The following is a 21,687-nucleotide window of genomic DNA, read 5'->3' on the forward strand; positions in this document are numbered from 1 at the left end:
ACTCCTTCGGCATGTCTCGGGCGCGTGCGGCGCCCGCCGTGCCCGGCATCCCGGGCGCGGCCTGTGACTGGGAAAGAGTCACGGCGGCGGGCCCGCAATCCCCGAGGCCACGGCATGGGCGCGTGACAAACGTCACGCGGAGCCGGGGGGATTGCGGTCCGGCGCGGGCGCCTCTTGTTCGGGTGACAGACGTGGGACGCGGGGACCCGGCGACCGGCCGGGCGCCTCGCCCGGCGGCGGGTCCGCCAAAACGAAAGGGAGCGACAGATGATCACCGTCAGGGAGCTGCTGGTCGAGCTGACCGGCATGGAGGAGTACGCGGACGTCCAGCGGGTCGCCGACGACACCGACCTCGCCGCGAGCGGCATCGACTCGGGTGACCTCGTCCGGCTCGTGCTGCTGGTCGAGCAGCGGGCCGGGGTGGAGATCACCGCCGACGACATGGAGCGGCTGCACTCGATCGCCGACTACGAGCGGTTCGTCGCCGAGCGCTCCACGGCCGGTGCGAGTGGCGGCGTCTGATGTGGACGACCCAGCTGCTGGAACGCAACCGGCAATGCTTTCCCGGGCGTACGGCGCTGGTCGACGACCGGCGCGCGGTCACCTGGGAGCAGTTCCACGATCGCACGCTCGAACTCGCCCTGGGCATGGCGGAGCTGGGAATCGAGCGCGGTGACCGGGTCGCCGTGCTCTCCAAGGACCGGATCGAGGTCCTGGAGACCTACTTCGCGCTCGCCCGGCTCGGCGCGATGTTCGTGCCGCTGAACCACAGTCTGACCGTGCCCGAGGTCGAGGGCATCGTGGCGCGGGTCGGGGCGGTCGCCGTGTTCGGCGAGTCCGAACTGCTGGATCGTCACACGGAGTTGCCGCCATCGGTGCGACTCCGGGTCGCGCTGGACAAGCCGGCCTTCGAGACGCTGGGCACGATGGCGTCCGAGCGGGACATGCCCGTCGTGGCCGACATCGACCCCGTGGCCGTGCTGCACACCTCGGCGACCACCGGGCAGGCCAAGGGCGTCACGGTCGACAGTGCCTCCTTCCGTGCCATCGCGCTGGGCTGGCTGGTGTCGGCCCGGCCCACCGACGACATCGTGATGGTCAACTGCTGCCCGCTGTACCACGGCAGCATGGTGGTGTCGCTCACCTACATGGCCGCGGGCGCGACCATCGTGCTCATGCCGGGCTTCACCCCGCAGCGGGCGCTGGCCGCGGTGGAACGACACCGGGCGACCCATATGTGGCTGGTCCCGCAGATGCTGCGCTTCATGCTCCAGTCCAAGGGCGCGGACCGGCTCGATCCGTCCACGCTCCGGGAGATCCTCTACGGCGCCGCGCCCATGCCTCTCGACGTGTACGAGGAGGCCGTACGGCGCCTCGGCTGCGGCTTCCGGCAGGTGTACGGCATGACGGAGGTCGGCGGCCCGTTCGTCACCCTCGGCCCCGACGAGCACCCGGAGCCCGGGGACGTCACGGCGCGCATCCCCTGCGGCCGGGTGATCCCCGGGATGTCCGCCCGCGCGGTGGGCTCGGACGGCACGGAGCTGCCGACCGGCGAGACCGGCGAGATCGTGGTGCGCGGGCCCGGCCTGATGCGGGGGTACTGGAACGACCCGGAGGCCACCCGCGAGATCGGCCTGAACGGCTGGGTCAGAACGGGCGACCTGGGGTTCCTGGACGAGGCGGGGCGGATCCATCTCGTGGACCGCACCAAGGACCTCATCATCCGGGCCGGACAGAACGTCTACCCCTCGGAGATCGAGCGCGCCCTGCTCGGCCACCCGGCGGTGCGGGACGCGGCGGTGGTCGGGATTCCGGACGAGGACTACGGGGAGGTGCCCCTCGCCTACGTGGTGGCCGAGCCGGGTACCGAGGCCCTCGAACTCCTCGGGCACGTCTCGCGGTTGCTGGCCCCGTACAAGCGCCCCCGTCGGGTGGAGTTCATCGAGCTCGTCCCCCGCAACCCGGCCGGCAAGATCGTCAAGAAGCTGCTGCGGGCCTGAGGGTCATGCGCCCACCGGGTACCGGCCACCTCTTCGACGAGGACCGACTGGCCGTGTGGCGGGAGGAGTTGGAGGGGGTGGGGCTCGGTCTGGGCGTCGCCCTCGCCACCGAGCCCCGACTGGCCCCCGCCGGACCCGGTGAGGCGGCGGCGATCGTACCGATGCCCGGCCGGCGCCGGTCCGAGTTCCTCGCGGGCCGGCTCGCCGCACGCCGCGCGCTGCGCGCGGTCGGGCTCGACTGCGGGGACATTCCCCGCGCGGGCCGGCTGCCGTGTTTCCCGCCCGGCCGGGCGGCATCGATCTCCCACAGCGCCGGGGTCGCGGTCGCGGTGGCCCGCGCCCCCGGCCACGACACCCCGCTCGGCTGCGATCTGGAACTCCGCCCGCTGCCGTTCGGAGCGGCCCGGCTGTTCCTGCGCGAAGACGAGGAACACCTGCTGCGCGCCTGGCCGGTAACGGCCCTCTTCTCCGCCAAGGAGGCGGCATGGAAGACCCTGGCGGGCGAGATCCCCGGGAGCACGCTGCGCGATCTGCGGGCAGGAGCGGACGGTGCGGCGTGGGCCGACGGCGCGGGCGGGGCGGGCGGTGCGGGGTGGCTGCGGATCTCGGCCCGCGAGGCCACGCCGCGTACGGTGCGGGTCCGTGTACGCGCCGCCGGACCAGGGGTGTTCAGCGTGGTACTCGGCCCGGACACGGACTGACGGGCGTCTGACGCCGACCGCGAGACCGAGAGACCTGCCGGATCGGAAGACGGCCGGCTCCGGCGCGGCGGCGCTCCCGATGGAGGAGCGAGTCCTCCATTTCCTGACCCACACAGCCGAGTTCAAGCATGACCAAGCCCGGTCCGCAGAAGTTCCGCGGACCGGGCTTGGTCATGCGGGTGCCCCTGAACCGTCGGGGCACCCCCGACCGGCTATACGGCTCCGGTCCGCCCCGTGTCCGCGGTGCCGCGCAGGGCCTCGGCCACGACTTTGCCGATCAGGGCGATCGGCTCGGGTTCGGTCATCTCGTAGTGCCCGCAGGGCACGGCGAGTTCGCGCAGCGTCCCTCCGACGTGAGGCCGCCAGGCATCCGCCTTGCCGGACCGGACCGCGAAGTCGCCGGATCCGCCCTCGACCGTCTCTTCCTCCGCGCTGAAGAACAGCACGTCGCCGTCGAACCGGCCCGGCTCGAACTGCGGGGCGATCCGCAGGTTGTTGCGCATGACGTCGGCGATCGCGGCGGCCTGCGCCCGGGTGACGGGCGAACCGTCCGGATCCGCCTCGATCTTGCTGTCGATCCGGTCCAGGACCTCGGCCACGGCGGGCGGTTCGGCGTGCGCGTCCACCGGCAGTCCGGCCACCCTCATCAGCAGGGCCGCCACCTGGCGTTCGGCTGCCGCGTCGTCGTACCAGTCGCCGTACGGCTGCGGAGCGTCCAGCATGGCCAGCAGCTCCACCCGCTCCCCCTGTTCCTGGAGGGCGCGGGCCATCGCGTGGGCGACGAAGCCTCCGTAGGACCAGCCAAGGAGCCGGTAGGGACCGCTCGGCTGCACCTCACGGACCAGGCCGGTGTAGAAGGCGACCATCTCCGCGGCGCCGGACACGGGCGGCCGGGTGCCGTCGAGCCCAGCAGCCTGGATGCCGTACACCGGCTGGTCGCCGCCGAGGTGGGGCAGCAGTCCGGTGTAGCGCCAGGAGACACCGGCGCCGGGGTGCACACAGAACAGCGGGGTGGCACCGCCCTCGGCACGCAGCGGCAGCAGCGGCGCGAGAGCGCTCGGAGCACTCGGAGCGCTCGACACCCCGCCGCCACCGGTCCCGCCGTCGCCACCGTCGCCCGTGGCCGCGTCGGCGGCCGTGAGGACTCCGGCGATGGTCGGGGCGGCCAGCAGGGTGGCGGCCGTCAGGTCGAGTACCCCGGCCTGGCGGAGCCGGCCCGTCAGCAGGACGGCACGCATGGAGTCGCCGCCGAGGTCGAAGAAGTTGTCCCGCACGCCGATTCCGCCGATGCCGAGGATCTCCTCCCAGTACCGGGCGACCGTCCGCTCGCGGTCGGTGCGGGGCGGTACGTGCTCGGTGGTGAGCCTCGGCCGGGGCGCGAGGGTGGCCGGCCCGGCCCCGGCCGGGTCCGGGGTGCCGGAGCCGGTCGCGCGGGCCCCGGGAGCGTCGATCCAGTGCCGGTGCCGTTCGAAGGCGTACGGCGGCAGCGGGGCCGTCCGGGGCGTGCCGGGCACCGGCACCAGCACGCTGTCGACGCCCGCGCTCCACAGCCGGCCCAGCGCCTCGGCGAAGACGAAGCCGTCCGAGGCTTCGGCCCGGGCGTGCCGCATGCTGGTGACGGTCACCGGTGTGTCCGGCGCCAGTCGAGCGGCGGCCAGCTTGGTGAGGGTGTCCGCCGGCCCCGCCTCCACCAGCACCGGACGCTCGCGTTCCCACAGGGCGGCGATGCCGTCGGCGAAGCGCACGGTGCCGCGGGTGTGGGCGAGCCAGTGCTCGACGGACGTCGCCTGCTCGTCGGTGATCCAAGTGCCGGTGACGTTGGTGACGAACGGAATGCGGGGCGGGCGCAGGGTGACGCCGCGCAGGTGCTTCTCGTAGATCGCGAGGACCGGGTCCAGGACGTGCGAGTGCGCCGCGAGCGGGATCCGCAGCCGCCGGAACGGCATGTCCCGGCGGGTGAGTTCGCGCTCGAAGCGGGCGACGGCCTCCTCGTGCCCGGCGACGGTGCACGCGGCGGGACCGTTCACCGCCGCCAGCGACAACTCGTCGTCGAGCAGCGGCAGTACGTCCTCGACGGGGGCGGCGACACCGACGGTGGCCCCGCCCGCCTCGCTGATCAGCCGCATCCGGGTGGCGACCAGGGGCAGCATGTCGGCGAGGTCGACGACCCCGGCCAGGCAGGCCGCCGTGTACTCGCCCAGGGAGTGGCCGATCAGCGCGTCCGGCCGGACGCCGGCGGCCATCAGGGTGCGGGCGAGGGCGTATTCGGTGACGACCAGACCGAGGAGGTCGGCGGTGTGATCGGCGGGCGCGCCCTCGAACAGGGTGGTGCGGACGTCGACGCCGAGTTCGGGGCGCAGGATACGGGCGCACTCGTCCACGGTGTCGCGGTAGACGGCCTGGTCGCGGTACAGCTCCGTGCCCATGCCGGGGTACTGGGTGCCGCCGCCGGGCAGCAGGAACGCCACCCGCACGGGCTCGTCCGGCACCGCGGGGGTGGCGGGGGCGACGGCGCGCAGCGCCGACAGGGCCTCGTCCCGGGAGAGCGCGGTGACGGTCGTCCGGTGGCGCAGGGCGGGGCGGCTCGTGCGCAGCGCCTGGGCCACCTCGTCCAGGCGCAGCTCCGGCCGGCGTTCGAGATGCCGGGCCAGGGCCTCGGCCTGGCCGCGCAGGGCTCCGGCGGTACGCGCGGACAGCGGCAGCACCAGCCGGCCGGTGTCCTCGGCGGCGCCGGGACGCGCCCGAACGGCGGCCTGGGCAAAGGCGGGTGCCTCCTCCAGGACGACGTGGGCGTTGGTGCCGCCGATCCCGAAGGCGCTGACCGCGGCGCGCCGGGGGTGGCCGGCGGCCGTCCAGTCCTCCAGCCGGGTGGGGAGGCGGAAGGGTCCGGCCGCGAAGTCGATGAGCGGGTTGGGGCGTTCGAAGTGCAGGTTCGGCGGGATCTGCCGGTGTTCCAGGGCGAGGACGGCCTTGATGATCCCGGCGATGCCGGCCGCCGCGCCCAGATGGCCGATGTTGGTCTTCACCGAGCCCAGCGCGCAGTAGCCGCGCCGGTCGGTGGATTCCCGGAACGCCTCGGTGAGCGCGGCCACTTCGATGGGGTCGCCGAGGCGGGTCGCGGTGCCGTGCGCCTCGACGAGGCCGATGGTGCCGGCGTCGACCATCGCCTGGGCCTGCGCGGCGAGGACGACCTCGGTCTGCCCGGCGGCGCTGGGCGCGCTGAAACCGACTTTGCGGCGGCCGTCGTTGTTGACGGCGCTTCCCCGGATGACGGCCCGGATCCGGTCGCCGTCGGCCAGTGCGTCCTCCAGCCGCTTGAGGACGAGCGCGCCGACGCCGTCCCCGGAGGAGGTGCCGGCGGCGTCCGCGGAGAACGCCCGGCAGTAGCCGTCCGGCGAGAAGGGCCCGCCGGGGACGTGGCGATAGCCGAGCAGCGCCGAGGGGTTGAGGGAGACGGCGCCGGCGAGGGCGGTGTCGCAACGGTAGTCGAGCAGGTCCTGACAGGCGGTGTGCACCGCGACCAGCGCGGTGGAGCAGGCCGTCTGGAGGGACAGGCTCGGGCCGGTCAAGCCCAGTTCGTAGGAGAGCCGAGTGGCCAGCGTGCCCAGCGAGTTGGCGGTGGCGGCGTGCACCAGCTCGACGGACCCGGGCCGTCCGGTGTACCGGGGGTGGATGTGGGTGGGGTAGTAGCGGCTGTCGCCGCTGCCCGCGTAGACGCCGAAGGTGCCGTTGTCGGTGCCGGGCGCGAGGCAGCCGCCGTCCTCCAGGGCCTGGTAGGCCGTCTCCAGGAGCAGGCGCTGCTGGGGGTCGACGACCGCGGCCTCGGCGGGGGTGTAGCCGAAGAAGCCGGAGTCGAAGCGGTCGATGCCCTCGACGACGGAGGCCATCCGGACCAGCGAGGGGTCGTCCAGGTCGCCCGGGTCGCCCCCGGCGGCCAGGAACTCCTCGTCGGTGACGGGCCGTACGGACGTACGTCCGGCGGCCAGGTTGTCCCAGAAGGCGTCGAGGTCGTCGGCGCCGGGGAACCGCCCGGCCATGCCGATGACGGCGACGGCCGGTGCCTCCTCCTCGGGGATGTCCGGTGTGTCGTGGTGCTCACGCATGGCCTCGGCCCTTTCCGTTGCGCGGGGAGCGGCGGGCACGGGCCGCGCGCTGCCGTTCCGCTTGTTCCTTGGCCCGGTCGAGACCGCTCGGCGGGTCCTGGGGCGCGCTGTCGTCCGCCGTCCCCGGTGCGGGGATCCGGGCGGCGAGGTGGCCGGCCAGATCGCGCACGGTGGGGTGGGCGAACAGGTCGACCACGGTCACGTCGCCGCCGAACGCCCGGTTGACGGCGTTCTGCGCGCTGACCAGCAGGAGCGAATTGCCGCCCAGGTCGAAGAAGTTGTCCTCGCGGCCGACCCGGTCGCGGCCGAGGACGCCGCACCACAGTTCGGCGATCCGCTGCTCCAGGTCGTGCTGCCGGTCCTCGCCGGCGGGCGGCCGTTCGGCGCTGCCGGCGGCGCGCAGCACCCAGGGGGTGCCACCCGCGGCGTCGGCCGCCGCGCGGTGCAGGGCGCCGAGGTCGGCGCCCTCCGTCAGGGCGACGCGGCCGGCCAGCCGTCGTACGCCCCGGGCGGGTTCGGCGAGGTGGCTGCGAACCCACGGGGCGGTGCGGTCGGCACCGATCAGCAGGTGGGGTTCGGGCAGGGTGCGGGCGAGGTCGAGGGAGCGGAGCGCGGCGGTGGCGTCCAGCACCCGGTAGCCGCGCGCCTCGGTGAGGGCGGTGAGCTGGTAGCCGCTGCTCATGCCGCGTTCCCGCCACATGCTCCAGGCCAGGCTCTGGGCGGGCAGCCCCTGCGCATGGCGGTACCGGGCGAGCCCGTCCAGGTAGGCGTTGGCGGCGGAGTAGGCGGTGTTCATGGCGCCGCCGAACCAGCCGTTGACCGAGGAGAACAGGACGAACGAGGTCACCGGGTGATCGGCGGCGACCCGGTGCAGGGTCCAGGCGCCGAGGGCCTTGGCGGCCAGCGCCGTCCGCCAGGTGTCGGCGTCCAGATCGGCGGCCGGGCGCTCGACGAGCGTCCCGGCCAGGTGCCAGACCGAGGTCAGGGGGACGCCCCAGGCCTCGGTGGCGGCGTCGACGGCCGCGCGTACCTGCTGCTCGTCGGTCACCTCGGCGCGTACCCGGCGTACGTTGTCCGTCTCGGGCAGCGGGCCGCCGGAGGCCGGTTCGCTGCGGCCGAGGAGCAGCAGCCGGGTGCCGGGGGTGCGCAGCAGATGGGTGGCGAGTTCGGTGCCGACGCCGCCCAGTCCGCCGCTGATCAGGTGGAAGCCCTCGGCGGCGGGCGGCTCCACGCGGGCCGGATCCCGGTGCAGCGCGGCCAGTCGGCGCACATGGCGGCGTCCGGCGCGGTAGGCCACCTCGGTGTCCACCAGGGGCTGTCCGGCTTCCGCCAGGACGAGCGGTACGGGGTCGGTGCCCGGCTCGGTGTCCAGGTGGACGCAAGCCAGTCCCGCGCTCTCCTCCCGCAGGGACTTGAGGACCGCGCCGGCCATGGCCTCGGCGGGCGAGGGCGACTCGTCGCCGGTGACCGCCTGGGCGCCCGCCGTCACATGCAGCAGGTCCGCCGGCCGGGCGCCGAGGGCACGGGCCGCGGCGAGCAGGGTGCGGGCGCTCGTGTCGTCCGGGGCGGCGCCGTCGGCGGCGGGCGCGGCGAGGTGGACGACGGCGTCGACGGGCCGGCCGTCGGCGTCCAAGTCCCGCAGCAGCGCCGTGTGGTCGGCGTCGTCGGCGGGCCGGATCTCGTAGCGGGCGGCGTCGAGACGGGCGTACGACGTGCCGTCCGTGACCACGGTGCAGCGGGCGCCCTGGGCGCGCAGAGCCCGGGCCAGTCGGTCGGCGAGGTCGTGGGCCCCGGTGTCGGCGCCGGCCAGGACGAGCGTGTGCCGGCCGGCCGGCAGGGTGCGCGGTCGGTGTGGCGCGACCTGCTGCCATTCGGGCCGCAGGAACCAGTCCGGCAGGGTGGCGGCGGTGCCCATGAGCAACTGGGCCTCGCGGACGGCTTCTTCGAAGTCGCCCGCCTCGAAGCTCTTGCGCAGCTTGGTCCGCTGGATCTTGCCGATCTCGGTCTTGGGGATGTCGGCGGGGCCGATCGGTACGAGGAAGGCGGGGCTGACGCCGATCTCGCGGGTGACCTTGCCGGCGATCTCCCGCAGTGCGGCGGCGCGGTCGGGTACGGCGGCGAGGTGGACGAACAGGGCGAGTTCGTCGGTGGTGGCGGCCGGGTCGGAGCGGACCGCGCAGGCCGCGGTGAAGCTGCGGACGACAAAGGGCAGTTCCTCGACGCAGGACTCGATCTCGTGGCTGTAGTGGTTGACGCCGTTGACGATGATGACGTCCTTGGCGCGGCCGGTGATGAACAGTTCCCCGTCGCGCAGGAAGGCCAGGTCGCCGGTGTCGAACCAGCCGTCGTCGGTGAACGCCTCGGCGTTGGCGGCCGGGTTGTCGTGGTAGCCGCGGGTCACGGAGGTGCCCCGGACCTGGAGCCGGCCGACGTCGCCCTCGGCGAGCAGGGTGCCGTCCTCGCCCAGGATGCGCATGGCGAAGCCGGGGTAGGGCAGGCCGCAGCTGACGAACGTCTCGTCGGTGCCCGGCGGTTCGGCGGGCAGCACCGAGTCGGTGACCACGGAGCAGGTCTCGGACATGCCCCAGCCGGGGTGCATCACGTCCTGGGGCATCCCGAAGGGCCGCATCGCGTGGAGGAAGCCGCGGGCCGCGGCGGCCACCACGACCTCGCCGGCGTTCATCACCAGCCGCATCGGGCTCAGGTCCCAGTCGCGGTCCTGGAAGCGGTCGGTGTCCTCGGCGAGCAGGCCGAAGGCGAAGTTGGGCGCCCAGGTGACCGAGACCCGGTGCCGGTGGGCGAGTTCCATCCAGCGGGTCGGGTCCGCGAGGATCCAGGACGTCGGCGCGTGGATCTGCCGGCAGCCGAGGTAGAGGTCCCGCAGGTGGAACATGACGACGCCGGTGACGTGGTCGAGCGGGATCCAGTTCAGGGTGACGTCGTCGGCGCCGAGTCCGTTCATGGCCTCGGTGGCGGCGGACCGGGTGAGCACGCCCCGGTGGGTCAGCCGGACGGCCTTCGGAAGGCCGGTGCTGCCGGAGGTCATCAGCATCAGGATGAGGTCGTCCGGCTCGGCGGCGTACCAGTCGCGGTCCTCGGGCGCGTCCCGGAGCTCTTCGGCGGTGGTCAGCCGCAGGCCGGGCCAGTTCTGCCGGTCGGCGACGCCGCGCAGGCCCGCCTCCAGCGCGGGCGAGCAGACGATCCAGGGCCGGCCGAGCATCCGCCAGATGCCCTCCAGCTTGGTGAGGGCGGCCGAGGAGGTCGTGTAGGAGGCGGGGACCGTGAGCGGGACGGCGACGATGCCGCCGAGGATGCAGCCCCACAGCACGGCGAGGAAGTCCTCGCTGTCGTCGCACTGGACGATCACCTGGTCGCCGGGGCGCAGTCCGGCCCGCCTGAGACCGGCGAGGACCCGGGAGGCCTCGGGGATCAGGGAGGCGTAGTCGCGGCGGGTCTCGCTGCCATCGGCGCGGACGTGGACGACCTCGCCGTGGCCGCGTTCGGCGGCCCGGACGAGGGCTTCGCTCCAGCCGGCGACGGAGGGTTCGGGCAGTTCCGGGCCCTCGCTGAGCGCGGGGCGGCGGGAGACGGCCTGGGGGACGGCCGTCCCGGGCGCCGCCTCCGCGGTGCGGCGCTGGGTCCCGGCGTGCCGGCGGTCCAGTTCCTCCGGGGTGTTCTCCACCGTGACCTCGGCCAAGGAGACACCGCCCGCGCGGGCGAGGTACCGCTGCCAGTCCGCGGCGGCGGTGCGGTCGACCACCGGCAGGGCGGCGAGGGCGGCCGTGTCGAGGGTGCCGTCGCCGGTGCGGGCCAGGGTGCTGACGGCGGTGACGCGGACGGACGTGGTGCCGGTGCGCTCCAGCAGCCGTTCGACGGCCTCGGTGGCCTCCGCGCGGCCCGGCACCACGAACAGCCGGGGCGTGCCCCCGTCGGCCTGGGGCAGGACGGCGGCGTCCCGTACACCGGGCACGGACAGAGCCGCCTCGATCAGGGCCGCTTCGGCCGGGGCGGCACCGGCGAACGGGCGCTCCTCGGCCGAGGGGCGCGGCGCGGGCGCGGGGAGCAGTCCGAGCCGGGTGTCCGGGTCCGCGGTCACGGCCGCGAGCAGCCGGCCCAGGGCGCGGGCGAACTCTTCGGCGGTGGACCGGTCGTAGAGATCGGTGGCGTACTCGACGTGCAGGTCCAGGCCGTCGGGGGTGCCGTCGGCGGTGTGCCGCTCCAGGACGTCGACGAACAGGTCGAACTTCGCGGTGCCGGTGGCGGTGGGCCGCAGCGGCACGGGGGTGTTGTCGAGGCGGAGCAGCGCGGGTTCGTTGTTCTGCAGGGCGAGCATGACCTGGAACAGCGGGTGCCGGCCGGGCGTACGGGGCGGGTTGAGTTCGTCCACGAGCCGGTCGAAGGGCAGTTCCTGGTGGTCGAGCGCGGCCAGGTCGCCCGGCCGGACGCGGGCCAGCAGCTCGCGGAAGGCGGGGTCGCCGGAGGTGTCGGCGCGCAGCACCAGCGTGTTGGTGATCAGGCCGATCAGATCGTCCAGGCCGGATTCGAGGCGGCCGGCCACGGGGACGCCCAGCACGATGTCCTCGCCGGCGCCGGCGCGGCTGAGCAGGGCGCTGACGGCGGCGTGCAGCACCATGAACAGGCTGGCGCCCTCGCGTTCGGCGAGGCCGGTCAGGTCCCGGTGCAGCGGGGCGGGCACGTGCTCGGTGACATGGGCACCGTCGCGCGCCGTCGCCGGGCGGGGGCGGTCGCCGGGCAGGGTGCACTCCTCGGGCGCACCGGCCAGTGCCTGCCGCCAGTGCGCGGTGAGCCGTTCGGCCTCACCGGTGCCGTCCGGTTCGGGGGCGAGCAGGGCGCGCTGCCAGAGTGCGTAGTCGGCGTACTGGACCGGGAGCGCGTCCCAGCCCGGGTCGGTGCCCGCGCGGCGGGCCGCGTACGCCGTGTTCAGGTCGTCGGCCAGCGGGCGCAGGGACCAGCCGTCGGCGGCACTGTGGTGCAGGACGAGCAGCAGGGTCCGCTCCTCGCCGGCCGTGAACAGCCAGGCGGCCAGGGGGCTTTCGGCCGCAAGGTCGAAGCGGTGCCGGGAGGCGGTCGCCAGGCTCGCGGCGATCTCCTCGGCGGGGCAGTCGACGACGCGCAGCGACGGCCGCGCTTCCCCGGCCGGCCGGATCCGCTGGTACGGCGTGCCGTCGTGGTCGGCGAGGACCGTGCGCAGGCTCTCGTGCCGGTCGGCGAGGTCGCCGAGGGCGGCGCGCAGCGCCTCGGTGTCGACGGCGGAGCCGAGGGGCACCACGAGGGGGATGTTGTACGTGGCGGCCGAGTCGTCGAGCCGGTTCAGGAACCACATGCGTTCCTGGGCGTACGACAGCGGGACGCGCGCGGGACGCGGCAGGGTGCCCGGGACGGGCCGGGCGGGCGCGGCGCCGGCGCCGCTTTCGAGGAGTCCGGCGAGGGCGGCGGGGGTCGGGGTCGCGAACAGGGTGGTGATGGGTACGTCGGCCCCGGACGCGCGGCGCAGCCGGGCCAGCAGCCGGGTGGCGAGCAGTGAATCGCCGCCCAGCTCGAAGAAGTTGGCGTCGATGCCCACGGCACCCTGGGGCAGCTTCAGCACTTCCTCGAACAGGCCGCAGACAAGGGTCTGTTCGGGGCTCGTCGGCTTGACGCCGGCCGCCGTCCCGGTGAAGTCCGGCAGGGGCAGGGCGTCGGTGTCCAGCTTGCCGTTGGCGGTCAGCGGCAGCGTGTCCATGGGGACACAGGCCGCGGGGACCATGTAGTCGGGCAGATGGGCGGCGGCGTGCGCGCGCAACTCGGCGGTCGTGGGCACCTGTTCACCGTCGGCGACCAGATAGGCGACGAGCTGCCGGGCCCCGCCCTGGACCTGGCGCACGACGACGGCGGCCCGGGAGACGCCGGGGTGCCGGGCGAGGACGGCCTCGATCTCTCCGGGCTCGATCCGGAAGCCGCGCAGCTGCACCTGCTGATCGGCGCGGCCGAGGTAGTCGAGGCTCCCGTCGGCGCGCCTGCGGGCCAGGTCGCCGGAGCGGTACATCCGGCCGCCGGCGGGCCCGTAGGGGTCGTCCAGGAACCGCTCGGCGGTCAGGTCGGAGCGGTTCAGGTATCCGGCGGCGACGCCGGCGCCGGCGACGTACATCTCGCCCACGGCGCCGGGCGGAACCGGCCGGCCCGCCGCGTCCAGGAGGTGGACCCGCAGGTCGGCGAGTGGGGTGCCGATGACGGCGCCGCGGCGCGGATCCGCCAGATCGGCCGGGGTGAGGCGGTGGTGGGTGACGTGCACGGTGGTCTCGGTGATGCCGTACATGTTCACCAGGGCCGGCCGGTCGAAGCCGTACCGGGCGGTCCACGGGCGCAGCCGCTCGGGGCGCAGCGCCTCCCCGCCGAACACGACGTACCGCAGCGCGCCGGCGCCGGTCCCCTCGTCGGCGTCCACGAGCTGCTCGAAGGCGGACGGCGTCTGGTTGAGGACGGTGACCCCCTCGTCGCCCAGCAGCCGCAGGAAGTCCCGCGGGGAGCGGCTGACGGCGTACGGCACGACGACGAGCCGGCCGCCGTGCAGCAGGGCGCCCCAGATCTCCCACACGGAGAAGTCGAAGGCGTACGAGTGGAAGAGGGTCCACACGTCGTCGGCGCCGAAGTCGAAGCCGTCGCCATCGCCCGCGGCGGCGGCGAACAGCCGGACCACGTTGGCGTGCGGGACGGGCACGCCCTTGGGGCGGCCGGTGGAGCCGGAGGTGTGGATGATGTACGCGATGTCGGCCGGACCGGTCGGCCCGCCGCGCTCGGTGTCGGTCAGGTCGCCGGCCGGGCGTGCCGCGAGGTCGGCGGCGGTGGCGGGGTCGTCCAGCAGGACGGCGGGGGCCGTGCCGCCGAGGTCCCCGACGGCGCCGCTCTCCGTCACCACGAGGACGGGTGCCGCGTCCGCCGTCACCAGCCGCAGTCGCTCGGCCGGGTGTCCAGGGTCCAGCGGGAGGTAGGCGGCGCCGGTCTTGAGGACCGCCAGCAGGGCGGGCAGCAGCCGGGGGCCCCGGGGCAGCGCCAGGGCCACCACGCGGCCCGGTCCGGCGCCGCGCTCCACGAGCAGGCGGGCCAACCGGTTGGCTTCCTCGTTGAGTTGACTGTAGGTCAGGTGGGTGTCCTCGTGCGTCACGGCGACGCGCGCGGGCCCGTCGTGCGCCTGTCGCTCGAAGAGCCGGGTGAGCGTGTCCGTGACGGGGAACGCGCGGACCGGAAGATCGCGCGGGTGCTCGCCGGGCAGCAGCAGATCGAGGTCGGCGAGCGCGGTGGCGGGTTCGGCCCGCGTCAGCCGCCGCAGCAGTTCGATGAACCGGTCGCGGTGGAGGGCGAGTTCTTCCTCGTCGTACAGGCCGGGGTTGGCGTCGAAGGCGAACCAGAGCGCGCCGGGGCGGGTGCCGGGCCGGACGCTGATCTGGAGATCGTCGACGGCGCCGCCGGACAGGTGGTGCCAGATGGCCGTGGCGCCCTGGAAGTCCAGTTCCTCGGTGAAGGGCACGATGTTCAGCACCGGGCCGTACAGCCGGCGTCCGGTGCCGAGCAGGCCGAGGTCGCGGCGGATGGACTCGCCCCGGTACTGCTGGTGGCGGCGCAGGGCCGCCAGCTCGGCGGCCACGGCACGCGCGAAATCCGCGAGGGAGACGCCGGGTTGGGCCGCGACCCGCAGGGGCAGCACGTCGGAGGCGGTGCCGGGGGTGCGCAGGGCCGCGCTGCCGAGCCGGCTCATGGTGGCCATGCCGAGGACCAGGTCGTCCGCGCCGGTCATCCGGTGCAGATAGGCGGCGACCGCGGCCGTGACCAGGTCGGTGCGGGTGACCTCCAGCCGGGTGGCCGCGGCGGACAGCGCCTCGGCGTCCGGTGCGTCCAACTCGGCGGTGCGGCGCAGGAACGGCACGCCGGGCGGGGCCGTACGACGGGTGAGGCGGGCCGGTTCGGGCAGGCCGGCCATGCGCCGGCTCCAGTGGTCGCGGTCGCGGCCGTGCCGCTCGGAGGCGAGGTAGGCCGCCTCCTCCGTCCGCAGCCGGTCGGCCGGGGCGAAGGTGCCGGGTGCGGGCTCGCGCCCCTCGGCCAGCGCGTTGTAGACCTCGGCGAGCCGCCGCCCGAGGAGCTTGTAGCTGTAGCCGTCGAGCAGGATGTGATGGGCCCGCAGCAGCCAGATGTGCCGGTCGGTGGCGAGGGTGAGCAGGGTGTGCGCGAACAGCGGTCCCTTGTCGGCGTCCACCGGGGTCGCGAGGTCGGCGCGGATCAGTTCCCAGGCGGCGGCCTCCGGGTCGGCGGCGTCGCTGACGTCGGCCCGGTGCAGCGGCCAGTCGGCGGCGTCCGCTGCCGTACGGCAGCGGGGGCCGTCCTCCGTGTCGAAGAAGCGCAGGCCGAAGGTGCCGGCCTCGCCCACCGTGCGGCGCAGCGCCGTCTCGAACAGGCCGGAGTCGAGGGCTCCGTGGATCTCCACCGCCTCCGCGGTGTTGTACGCGGCGCTGCCGGGGGCGAGCCGCTGCGCGTACCAGAGGCCCTCCTGGGCGCCGGACAGGGGCACGGAGACGGCCCCGGACCCGGACTCCGCAGCGGATCCGGACGCGGCTCCGGACGGGGATCCGGACTGGGATCCGGGCGTGGCTCCGGCAGTCGATCGACGTTCGTCCTGGGGGAAAGACTCCTCGCGGAGTGACATAGCACAACCCTCACGTGGCAAGCCGTTACGACCCGGCCGGCGAAAGCGCGGCCGGTCTGACAGGAAAGCGGCCTCGGCCCACGGGGCCGGCGTCACGGGCCGCACTCCGGGGCACGGTCCTCGTCGGGACCCGCCGCCGGTTCAGCGTTCCTCACGGTGGAACAGCAGGTCACACGGGGTCAAGCCCGGCCGGGCCGCCGGAACGGAATTCAGGTATTTCCCTGAAGAACGCCGGTTCCGGGATAGCGGCATCCACGACAACTTTTAGGGAAAACACGAGAGTTTCCGGGGTGCGGCGGCACCGGGTGGATTCGCACGGGTCCGACCGTGCACTCTCGAAAGGACGTGGAATCGGACCCGCCCCATTGACCCGTCGTCAGCCGGGGCGGTCTTCGGGAATGTGGACGGAAAGAGGTCCTGAGTGATGCGCCGTGTGTTGTGCCCGGTGGAGACGCTGTACGTCCGGCAGCGAAGCCGGGCGGTGCTCTCCTGCACCCTGCGCGGGCGCCTCGACGCCGAGGCGCTGTCGACCGTGTTCGACGACGTCACCGAGGCGCATCCGTCGCTGCGGAGCCGTACCGTGCCGGATGGCGAGGGCTTCGCGATGCACCTGCTGGACGAGGCGGAGCGCCCCCGGCTGAGCGTGCGGACCGGCGCCGTCGAGGACACCTTCCCCACGGAGCTGAACACATCCCTGCCCTTCGGCGGGCCGCTGAGCCGGGCGACCCTGGTGCACTCCCCCGACGGTGAGGAACACGCCTTCGTCCTGTCCGTGGATCACAGCATCGTCGACGGGCGCAGCGCGATGGCCCTGCTCAACGAGGTCTGGGAGCGATACCGGAAGCTGGTCGAGCACGGCGAGCGCCTCGGCGACGCCGACCGGGCCACCGCGTATCCGCCGTCCATCAGCGCGTTGCTGCCCCCGGCCGATCCGGAGAAGACCGCCGCCTATCTGCTGCGGCGCACGGACGAGGTACGCCGGCGCCCGGCGGAGCTGATTCCCTTCGACATCGACGACCCGACCGCCGTCGCGGACCGGGGCGAGGGCCGGATCGAGTCGGCGCTGCTGGCCCTGGACGCGGAGCGCACCGACCGGCTGCGCCGCACCGCCCGCGCGACCGGCGTGTCCGTGCACGCCCTGATCACCGCGGCCCTGCTGGCCACGGCGCGCCGTCAGCTGCCCGGCGACGAGCCGCGCACCCTCGGCTGCCTCTCCCCCGTCGACCTGCGCTCGCGGCTCTCGCCCCCGGCGCCCGCCCTGATGATGATCCCCGCCGTCACCACCCATCTCCAGACGCTGGACGTCGCCCCGGACGCGGACCCGTTCGAGCTGGCCCGCACCGTCCACGCGCGGCTCGGCGAGTTCCTCGCGGGCGACGAGCCGTTCCAGGAGATCCGGATCACGCCCGAGATCCCCCGCAACCCCTTCCTGCAGCTGGCGACCGTGATCGCCACGAACATGGGTGTCCTCCCCGGCCCCCGGCTGCCCGAGGGCCTGGAGATCACCGGCATGCGGCTGCTGCCCGGCCGGGAGAACTACTTCCCGGCGGCCGGGCGCAGCCCCGTGATGGCCTGCGTCATCTCCGTCGACGGACGGCTCACCATCGAGTTCCCGTTCTTCACCGCCTGCTTCAGCCCGGAGCTCGTCCAAGGCTTCCGCGACGGGGTCGGCACGGTGCTCGACACGTTCACCGAAGCCGCCGAGCCCGCTCCCGCACCGGCGGACTGAGCGGCTCACGCATCGCACCGGCCACCAGAAGGAGCCTTTCGCCGACATGAACGACGTCAGCGACATCCCCACGCCCCTGACGCTGCTGCCGCGCGCCCAGGCGGGCGACGAGCAGGCCATGAACCAGCTGCTGACCGGGATCATCCCGTACGTCGCCCGGTTGTGCCGGACCATCACCCGTGACGACGGCGCCGACGCCACGCAGGAGGCGCTGCTCGCCGTCTACCGCGGTCTGCGCACCCTGCGCGAGCCGACCGCGTTCTACGGCTGGGTCCGTTCGGTGACGGTCCGGGAGGCGGTACGCACCATGAAGCGGGCCGGCGAGGAGGGGCCGTACCAGCGGGTCGAGCCGGGGCAGGAGACGAACCCGCTGGACGCCGTGCACATCAGCGATGTCCTGGACCGGCTGTCCACGTCCCACCGGCAGGTCCTCACCCTGCGCGCCTACGGCCTCAACGAGGAGGAGATGGCCCGGGTCCTGTCGCTGCCGGTGGGCACCATACGGTCCCGGCTGCACCGCGCCCGGCTGCGGTTCCGGGAGGCGTGGCAGCCTTCGGCGGCCTGAGGCCGGGGGCGCTGGGCGCCCTGCACAGGGTTCGCCTGAGGGCGCGCGGCGCCGGAGGTCGTTCTCGTACGGGAGTACGAGAACGACCTCCGCCGTGCGATCGGCGCCCGGCGACCGGCGCCCGACGGAAGAAGCGATACGCCGGGCCGGAACGGGTGCGGTGCGCCGGAGGCCGTACGAGCCGACGGGCCGCGGCCGAGCCGGCCCGGGTCCGGCCACGACCACGGCGGCGACGGCCACGGCCGTCGCCTGGGCTACTCGACGAGGTCCGGCAGCACCTGCGGGGGCCACTGGCCGGGCACGAACAGGCCGTAGGTGTGGGCGCGGGCCACGAGGGCGGGCCGGTTGGGCGCGTCGAATCGGCGCAGCAGCAGGCCGACGCGGTACTCGACGCCCTGGCGGCTCAGATACAGCCGGCCGGCCAGCTGTACGGTCGACGCTCCGGCCGCCACCCCCTCCAGCACGCGCGCGTCGAGCGCGCTGAGGGTCAGGCCGCGTGGGCCGGGTACGTCCGCCTCACCCAACGGACGCAGCAGGAGGACCAGCCCGGCCGTCCCGGCGGGGCCGGTGACCGCTATGGCCGTCAGGTCCGCGGCGAAGACGCGTCCGGCGGCGTGCCGACCGGTCACCCGCTCCGTGAACCAGCCCGCCCGGCCTTCGGAGAGTTCGGTGAACCGGTGCCGCAGACGCGCGGGCGTGCCCGCCTGGAGCAGGTCGCTCAGCGCGCGCCCGTAGATCTGCCCCGGGCTCAGGCCGAATCGTGCCGCGAAATCGGCTTCCGCCGCGGTGATGGTCATGTCCTTGGTACACGCGTGAGCCGTGTAGGTGCGCCGGCGGGTCGCGCCGACGTCAGCCGTGACACCGGCGGTGGATGAGGCGGTGAGACTTGTGGTCACCACGGAAATACCGTTTTCCCTTTGTACGTGGAGGGTCGCGACACACCGCACCGAGTCCGGCGGACGGCCTCGGGACATTGGTGTCGTGTCCTCCGCGTTCCCGTGGCCATCCGTCGACCAGGGCGATATCGCGGCAGGTCGGCACCTCGGAGGCTAAGGCCGGACAACCCGCCTGGCAAGGTCACACTTTCCGGGCGTATTCAAACCCTTTTTACCAACGCACGATTTCGGCCAATCACGTTCCCGGCACCGGGCCATACCTAAAGTCACCTCGGGGAGAGTGCGCGGCAAATGGAGGACGAAATCTCGCCGACATGCCCATGGAGCCCCTTGCCAAGCCACCCCGGGTGTGAACGCGTTCCGCGCGCCGCCTCGGGGCCAGGGGCACGCGACGGTTTCGCACGTCCACGACAGACCGGGCGAACCGTCCGAGCGGTCGCTCCCCTACGGACGGACGACCGTGGCGACACGGGCGGGAGCGGAACCCGCACCGGACCGCGGGGACCACAGGATCCGACTTCCCAACTGGCTTTCTACCGCCTGGAGTCCGGCGTGCGCCGACCCCGCCGGCCGCTCCATCAGCGGGCCGTCGTCGCGACCGCGACACGGCGTGGAGACACCGCCGCGTCTTGGTCGCGACATCGACCGGGATCGGGATGCTTCCGGATCCGGCCATACCGACCCGCCGGTTTGGGCGAGTTGACTCGAATCGCCGGTTGTCTGCCCTCGGAGCTGATAACGCGCCACTGGCGCACATCGGCCTCACGCCGAAAGCGGGCCTGAGAGTTCCGCCCCGGAGACGTCGCGAACCGCCGGGCGAGGGGACGGCCCGGCGGGCGGCGCGTCGCGCCGATGCGGCGGCCTGCCCTCAAGGTGACGCCGGGCGCGGAAAGCCCTCTCGCGCGGCGGCCGTTGCTCGGCGACCGCTACCGGCCCGCCCCTGCACGGCCTGACGGAGGGCGCACATCAGGCCGTACGTTCGGGTGTAACCACCGCATTTCACCACGCCGTTGAGGAGGTGCTCCGCGGACGTGGCGGTGGAGATCCTCCGCGGGCTTATCGGGTCCTGAAGCGGCGGAAGAGGTTACGGGCCACGTACACGCCCGGGCCGCCGAAGCCGACGAGGTCGAGCCGGCCGTCACCGGTGACGTCGGCGAGGAAGCGGGGATGACGCCCGACGCGCCAGCTGCCCGCGTCCCGGCCGTACCCGAACCCGCGGCACACCAGCCGGGCTTGCTCGAAGCGGCCGTCGCCGAGGCTGTGGGACACCCAGACGCCCTCGTCGCCGAAGCCGATGATGTCCACGTTGCCGTCACCGGTGACGTCGGCGAGGAAGCGGAGGTGCTTCTCGCCGGCCCACCCCTGGGCGGTCCCGAAGTCGTTCAGGACGAGCTTCGCGGGCTCGAACCTGCCGTCGCCGCGTCCGCGTGCGACGACGACACCCTGGGGGCCGAAGCCGACGAGGTCCGATGTTCCGCCGGCCGTGGTCCCCAGCAGGAACCGGGGGTGTTCCCCGGCCGAGGTCCAGCCCTGGTCGACCCCGAACTCGTCGAGGACGTACAGCGGGTCCGCGAACGCTCCTTCCTCGTCCTGGAGCGACACCCAGACACCGTCGTCGTGACAGCCGACGAGGTCCAGCCGGCCGTCACCCGTGGTGTCGGCGAGGAAGCGCGGGTGCGTGCCGACGCGCCAGCCGCCCGCCTTCTCGGCGTGGCCGAACGCCCGGAGCGCCGGTTCGTCCGTGAGCGGCGCGAACGTTCCGCCCTCGTCCTGGAGCGACACCCACACGCCGTCGTCGTGACAGCCGACGACGTCGAGCCGGCCGTCACCCGTGAGGTCGGCGAGAAAACGGGGATGCTTTGCGGCCTGCCACGCGCCGCCCTGCGCGCCGTGCCCGAAGGCCTTGAGGATCGGTTCCGCGCCCGAGGGCGCGAAGGTCCCGTCCTCCCCCCGGGGGGACACCCGGACACCGTCGGCGGCGAGCACGACGACATCGGGCTTGCCGTCGCCGGTGGTGTCCACGAGGGTCCACAGGTCTTCGAGGCCGGCGGACGGTACGGGCGGGTGCAGGACGCTCTCTTCGTCGTCGAAGGTGCCGTCCCCCCTGCTGGGCGACGTCACGGCTCCCTTCGCCTGCTCGATCCCGACAATGTCCGCCTGCCCGTCTCCCGTGGTGTCGGCGAGGAACCGGGCTCCGGGGCCGGCCCACCAGCCCGGCTGCCCGCCGGGGCCGGGGGTCGCCTCTCCGGCCTGCCAGGCGCCGGCCCGCTCGTCGCTTCCGAACTGTTCGAGGACCAGCAGCATGTCGCTGAACGAGGGCGTCGCCCCGGGCGCCGGCCGCACCGCCGGGGAGTGGACCAGCCGCCAGGACCGGCGGCCGTTCCAGTGACTCAGGGGCGCCCAGCGCAGTACGGGGTCGCTGATGCGCTCGGGCTCGGCCGGGACGAGCCGCCACCGCTGGCTCTCCGCGCTGTCGTCGTGCTCGCGCAGGACGACCCGGGTGCCGTCCACGCCGGGCTCGCGGCGCCCGCCGGGGCCGTCAGGGCCGGGGTCGGCCCCGAGGTCGAGAACGGTGCCGTCGGTCGCGCTCTCGATGAAGAAGAGGCCGGCTTCGCCCTCGACGGGCACGACGAACCACTGCCGGCTCGGATCGCCGTCGGCGGCCTCCCCCTGGTGGACACCGCGGTCCGCGGCGCCGGGGTCGTGGAGCGCCGTTCCGCCGACCGCGTCACGGATCACGTACGCCGGATGGTCCGGCTCCTCACCGCCCGGCACGGGCAGGAGCCGCCACTGCTGCGGGGCCGGACCGTCGTCGGGGAAGTCCCGGACCACGAGCGCCCCGTCCTCGCCCGGTGGCGCCTGGGCGCCGAGCGTCTTTCCCGTGGCGGCGTTGACGATCTCCAGTTTCAGTTCTTCCGTGGGCACGGGCATGGTGGTGCCTCTTCCAGGCGGTGCGGGCGTGGGCTCGGGATGCTCGGGGCCGGGTCGGCGCGACGCG

Annotated in this window: 9 protein-coding genes; 5 read left to right on the top strand and 4 right to left on the bottom strand. The window is 74.1% G+C overall.

The annotated features are described in order from the left end of the window. Positions 1–267 precede the first annotated feature (267 nt). The 3 genes from ACGFRB_RS21610 to ACGFRB_RS21620 are packed head-to-tail and all read left to right on the top strand — an operon-like array spanning position 268 to position 2,701. Positions 268–522, top strand: coding sequence for an acyl carrier protein (locus tag ACGFRB_RS21610; protein ID WP_363006128.1), 255 nt, complete (start codon positions 268–270; stop codon positions 520–522). Continuing rightward, positions 522–2,000 carry a class I adenylate-forming enzyme family protein gene (locus tag ACGFRB_RS21615; protein ID WP_393245033.1) on the top strand — a complete coding sequence of 493 codons (1,479 nt, stop codon included), beginning with the start codon at positions 522–524 and terminating at the stop codon, positions 1,998–2,000. Before ACGFRB_RS21610 ends, ACGFRB_RS21615 begins: the two co-directional genes overlap by 1 nt. A 5-nt stretch (positions 2,001–2,005) precedes the next feature. Next, positions 2,006–2,701, top strand: a complete 696-nt coding sequence (locus tag ACGFRB_RS21620) for an enterobactin synthetase (protein ID WP_393245035.1) — start codon at positions 2,006–2,008, stop codon at positions 2,699–2,701. A 212-nt stretch (positions 2,702–2,913) separates the two neighbouring features. Here ACGFRB_RS21620 and ACGFRB_RS21625 read toward each other — a convergent pair whose 3' ends face one another. Continuing rightward, positions 2,914–6,804, bottom strand: a complete 3,891-nt coding sequence (locus ACGFRB_RS21625) for a type I polyketide synthase (RefSeq protein WP_393245037.1) — start codon at positions 6,802–6,804, stop codon at positions 2,914–2,916. Further along, positions 6,797–15,499, bottom strand: a complete 8,703-nt coding sequence (locus tag ACGFRB_RS21630) for an amino acid adenylation domain-containing protein (RefSeq protein ID WP_393245039.1) — start codon at positions 15,497–15,499, stop codon at positions 6,797–6,799. Before ACGFRB_RS21630 ends, ACGFRB_RS21625 begins: the two co-directional genes overlap by 8 nt. A 424-nt stretch (positions 15,500–15,923) precedes the next feature. Between ACGFRB_RS21630 and ACGFRB_RS21635 the strand changes: the two genes are divergently transcribed. Further along, a complete protein-coding gene (locus ACGFRB_RS21635) occupies positions 15,924–17,228 on the top strand; it encodes a condensation domain-containing protein (RefSeq protein ID WP_393245041.1) in 1,305 nt (434 codons plus the stop codon). A gap of 46 nt (positions 17,229–17,274) precedes the next feature. Further along, positions 17,275–17,793, top strand: a complete 519-nt coding sequence (locus ACGFRB_RS21640) for an RNA polymerase sigma factor (RefSeq protein ID WP_361232148.1) — start codon at positions 17,275–17,277, stop codon at positions 17,791–17,793. Positions 17,794–18,047: 254 nt separating this feature from the next. Here the strand turns inward: ACGFRB_RS21640 and ACGFRB_RS21645 are convergent, their stop codons facing one another. Beyond that, the gene (locus ACGFRB_RS21645) at positions 18,048–18,692 is read right to left on the bottom strand and encodes a PAS domain-containing protein (RefSeq protein ID WP_393245043.1); all 645 of its coding nucleotides are present in this window, start codon (positions 18,690–18,692) and stop codon (positions 18,048–18,050) included. A gap of 1,053 nt (positions 18,693–19,745) precedes the next feature. After that, positions 19,746–21,620: an FG-GAP-like repeat-containing protein gene (locus ACGFRB_RS21650; protein WP_393245045.1), complete on the bottom strand. Its 1,875-nt coding sequence runs from the start codon at positions 21,618–21,620 to the stop codon at positions 19,746–19,748. Positions 21,621–21,687: the final 67 nt, after the last annotated feature.

Origin of the sequence: Streptomyces sp. NPDC048718 (assembly GCF_043198875.1) — a bacterium.
Lineage (GTDB): Bacteria > Actinomycetota > Actinomycetes > Streptomycetales > Streptomycetaceae > Streptomyces.

Excerpts from the sequence above, each read along its gene's own strand:
- ACGFRB_RS21615 (WP_393245033.1), top strand. The coding sequence starts at position 522 with ATGTGGACGACCCAGCTGCTGGAACGCAACCGGCAATGCTTTCCCGGG.
- ACGFRB_RS21635 (WP_393245041.1), top strand. The coding sequence starts at position 15,924 with ATGCGCCGTGTGTTGTGCCCGGTGGAGACGCTGTACGTCCGGCAGCGA.
- ACGFRB_RS21620 (WP_393245035.1), top strand. The coding sequence starts at position 2,006 with ATGCGCCCACCGGGTACCGGCCACCTCTTCGACGAGGACCGACTGGCC.
- ACGFRB_RS21625 (WP_393245037.1), bottom strand. The coding sequence starts at position 6,804 with ATGCGTGAGCACCACGACACACCGGACATCCCCGAGGAGGAGGCACCG.
- ACGFRB_RS21640 (WP_361232148.1), top strand. The coding sequence starts at position 17,275 with ATGAACGACGTCAGCGACATCCCCACGCCCCTGACGCTGCTGCCGCGC.
- ACGFRB_RS21610 (WP_363006128.1), top strand. The coding sequence starts at position 268 with ATGATCACCGTCAGGGAGCTGCTGGTCGAGCTGACCGGCATGGAGGAG.
- ACGFRB_RS21630 (WP_393245039.1), bottom strand. The coding sequence starts at position 15,499 with ATGTCACTCCGCGAGGAGTCTTTCCCCCAGGACGAACGTCGATCGACT.
- ACGFRB_RS21650 (WP_393245045.1), bottom strand. The coding sequence starts at position 21,620 with ATGCCCGTGCCCACGGAAGAACTGAAACTGGAGATCGTCAACGCCGCC.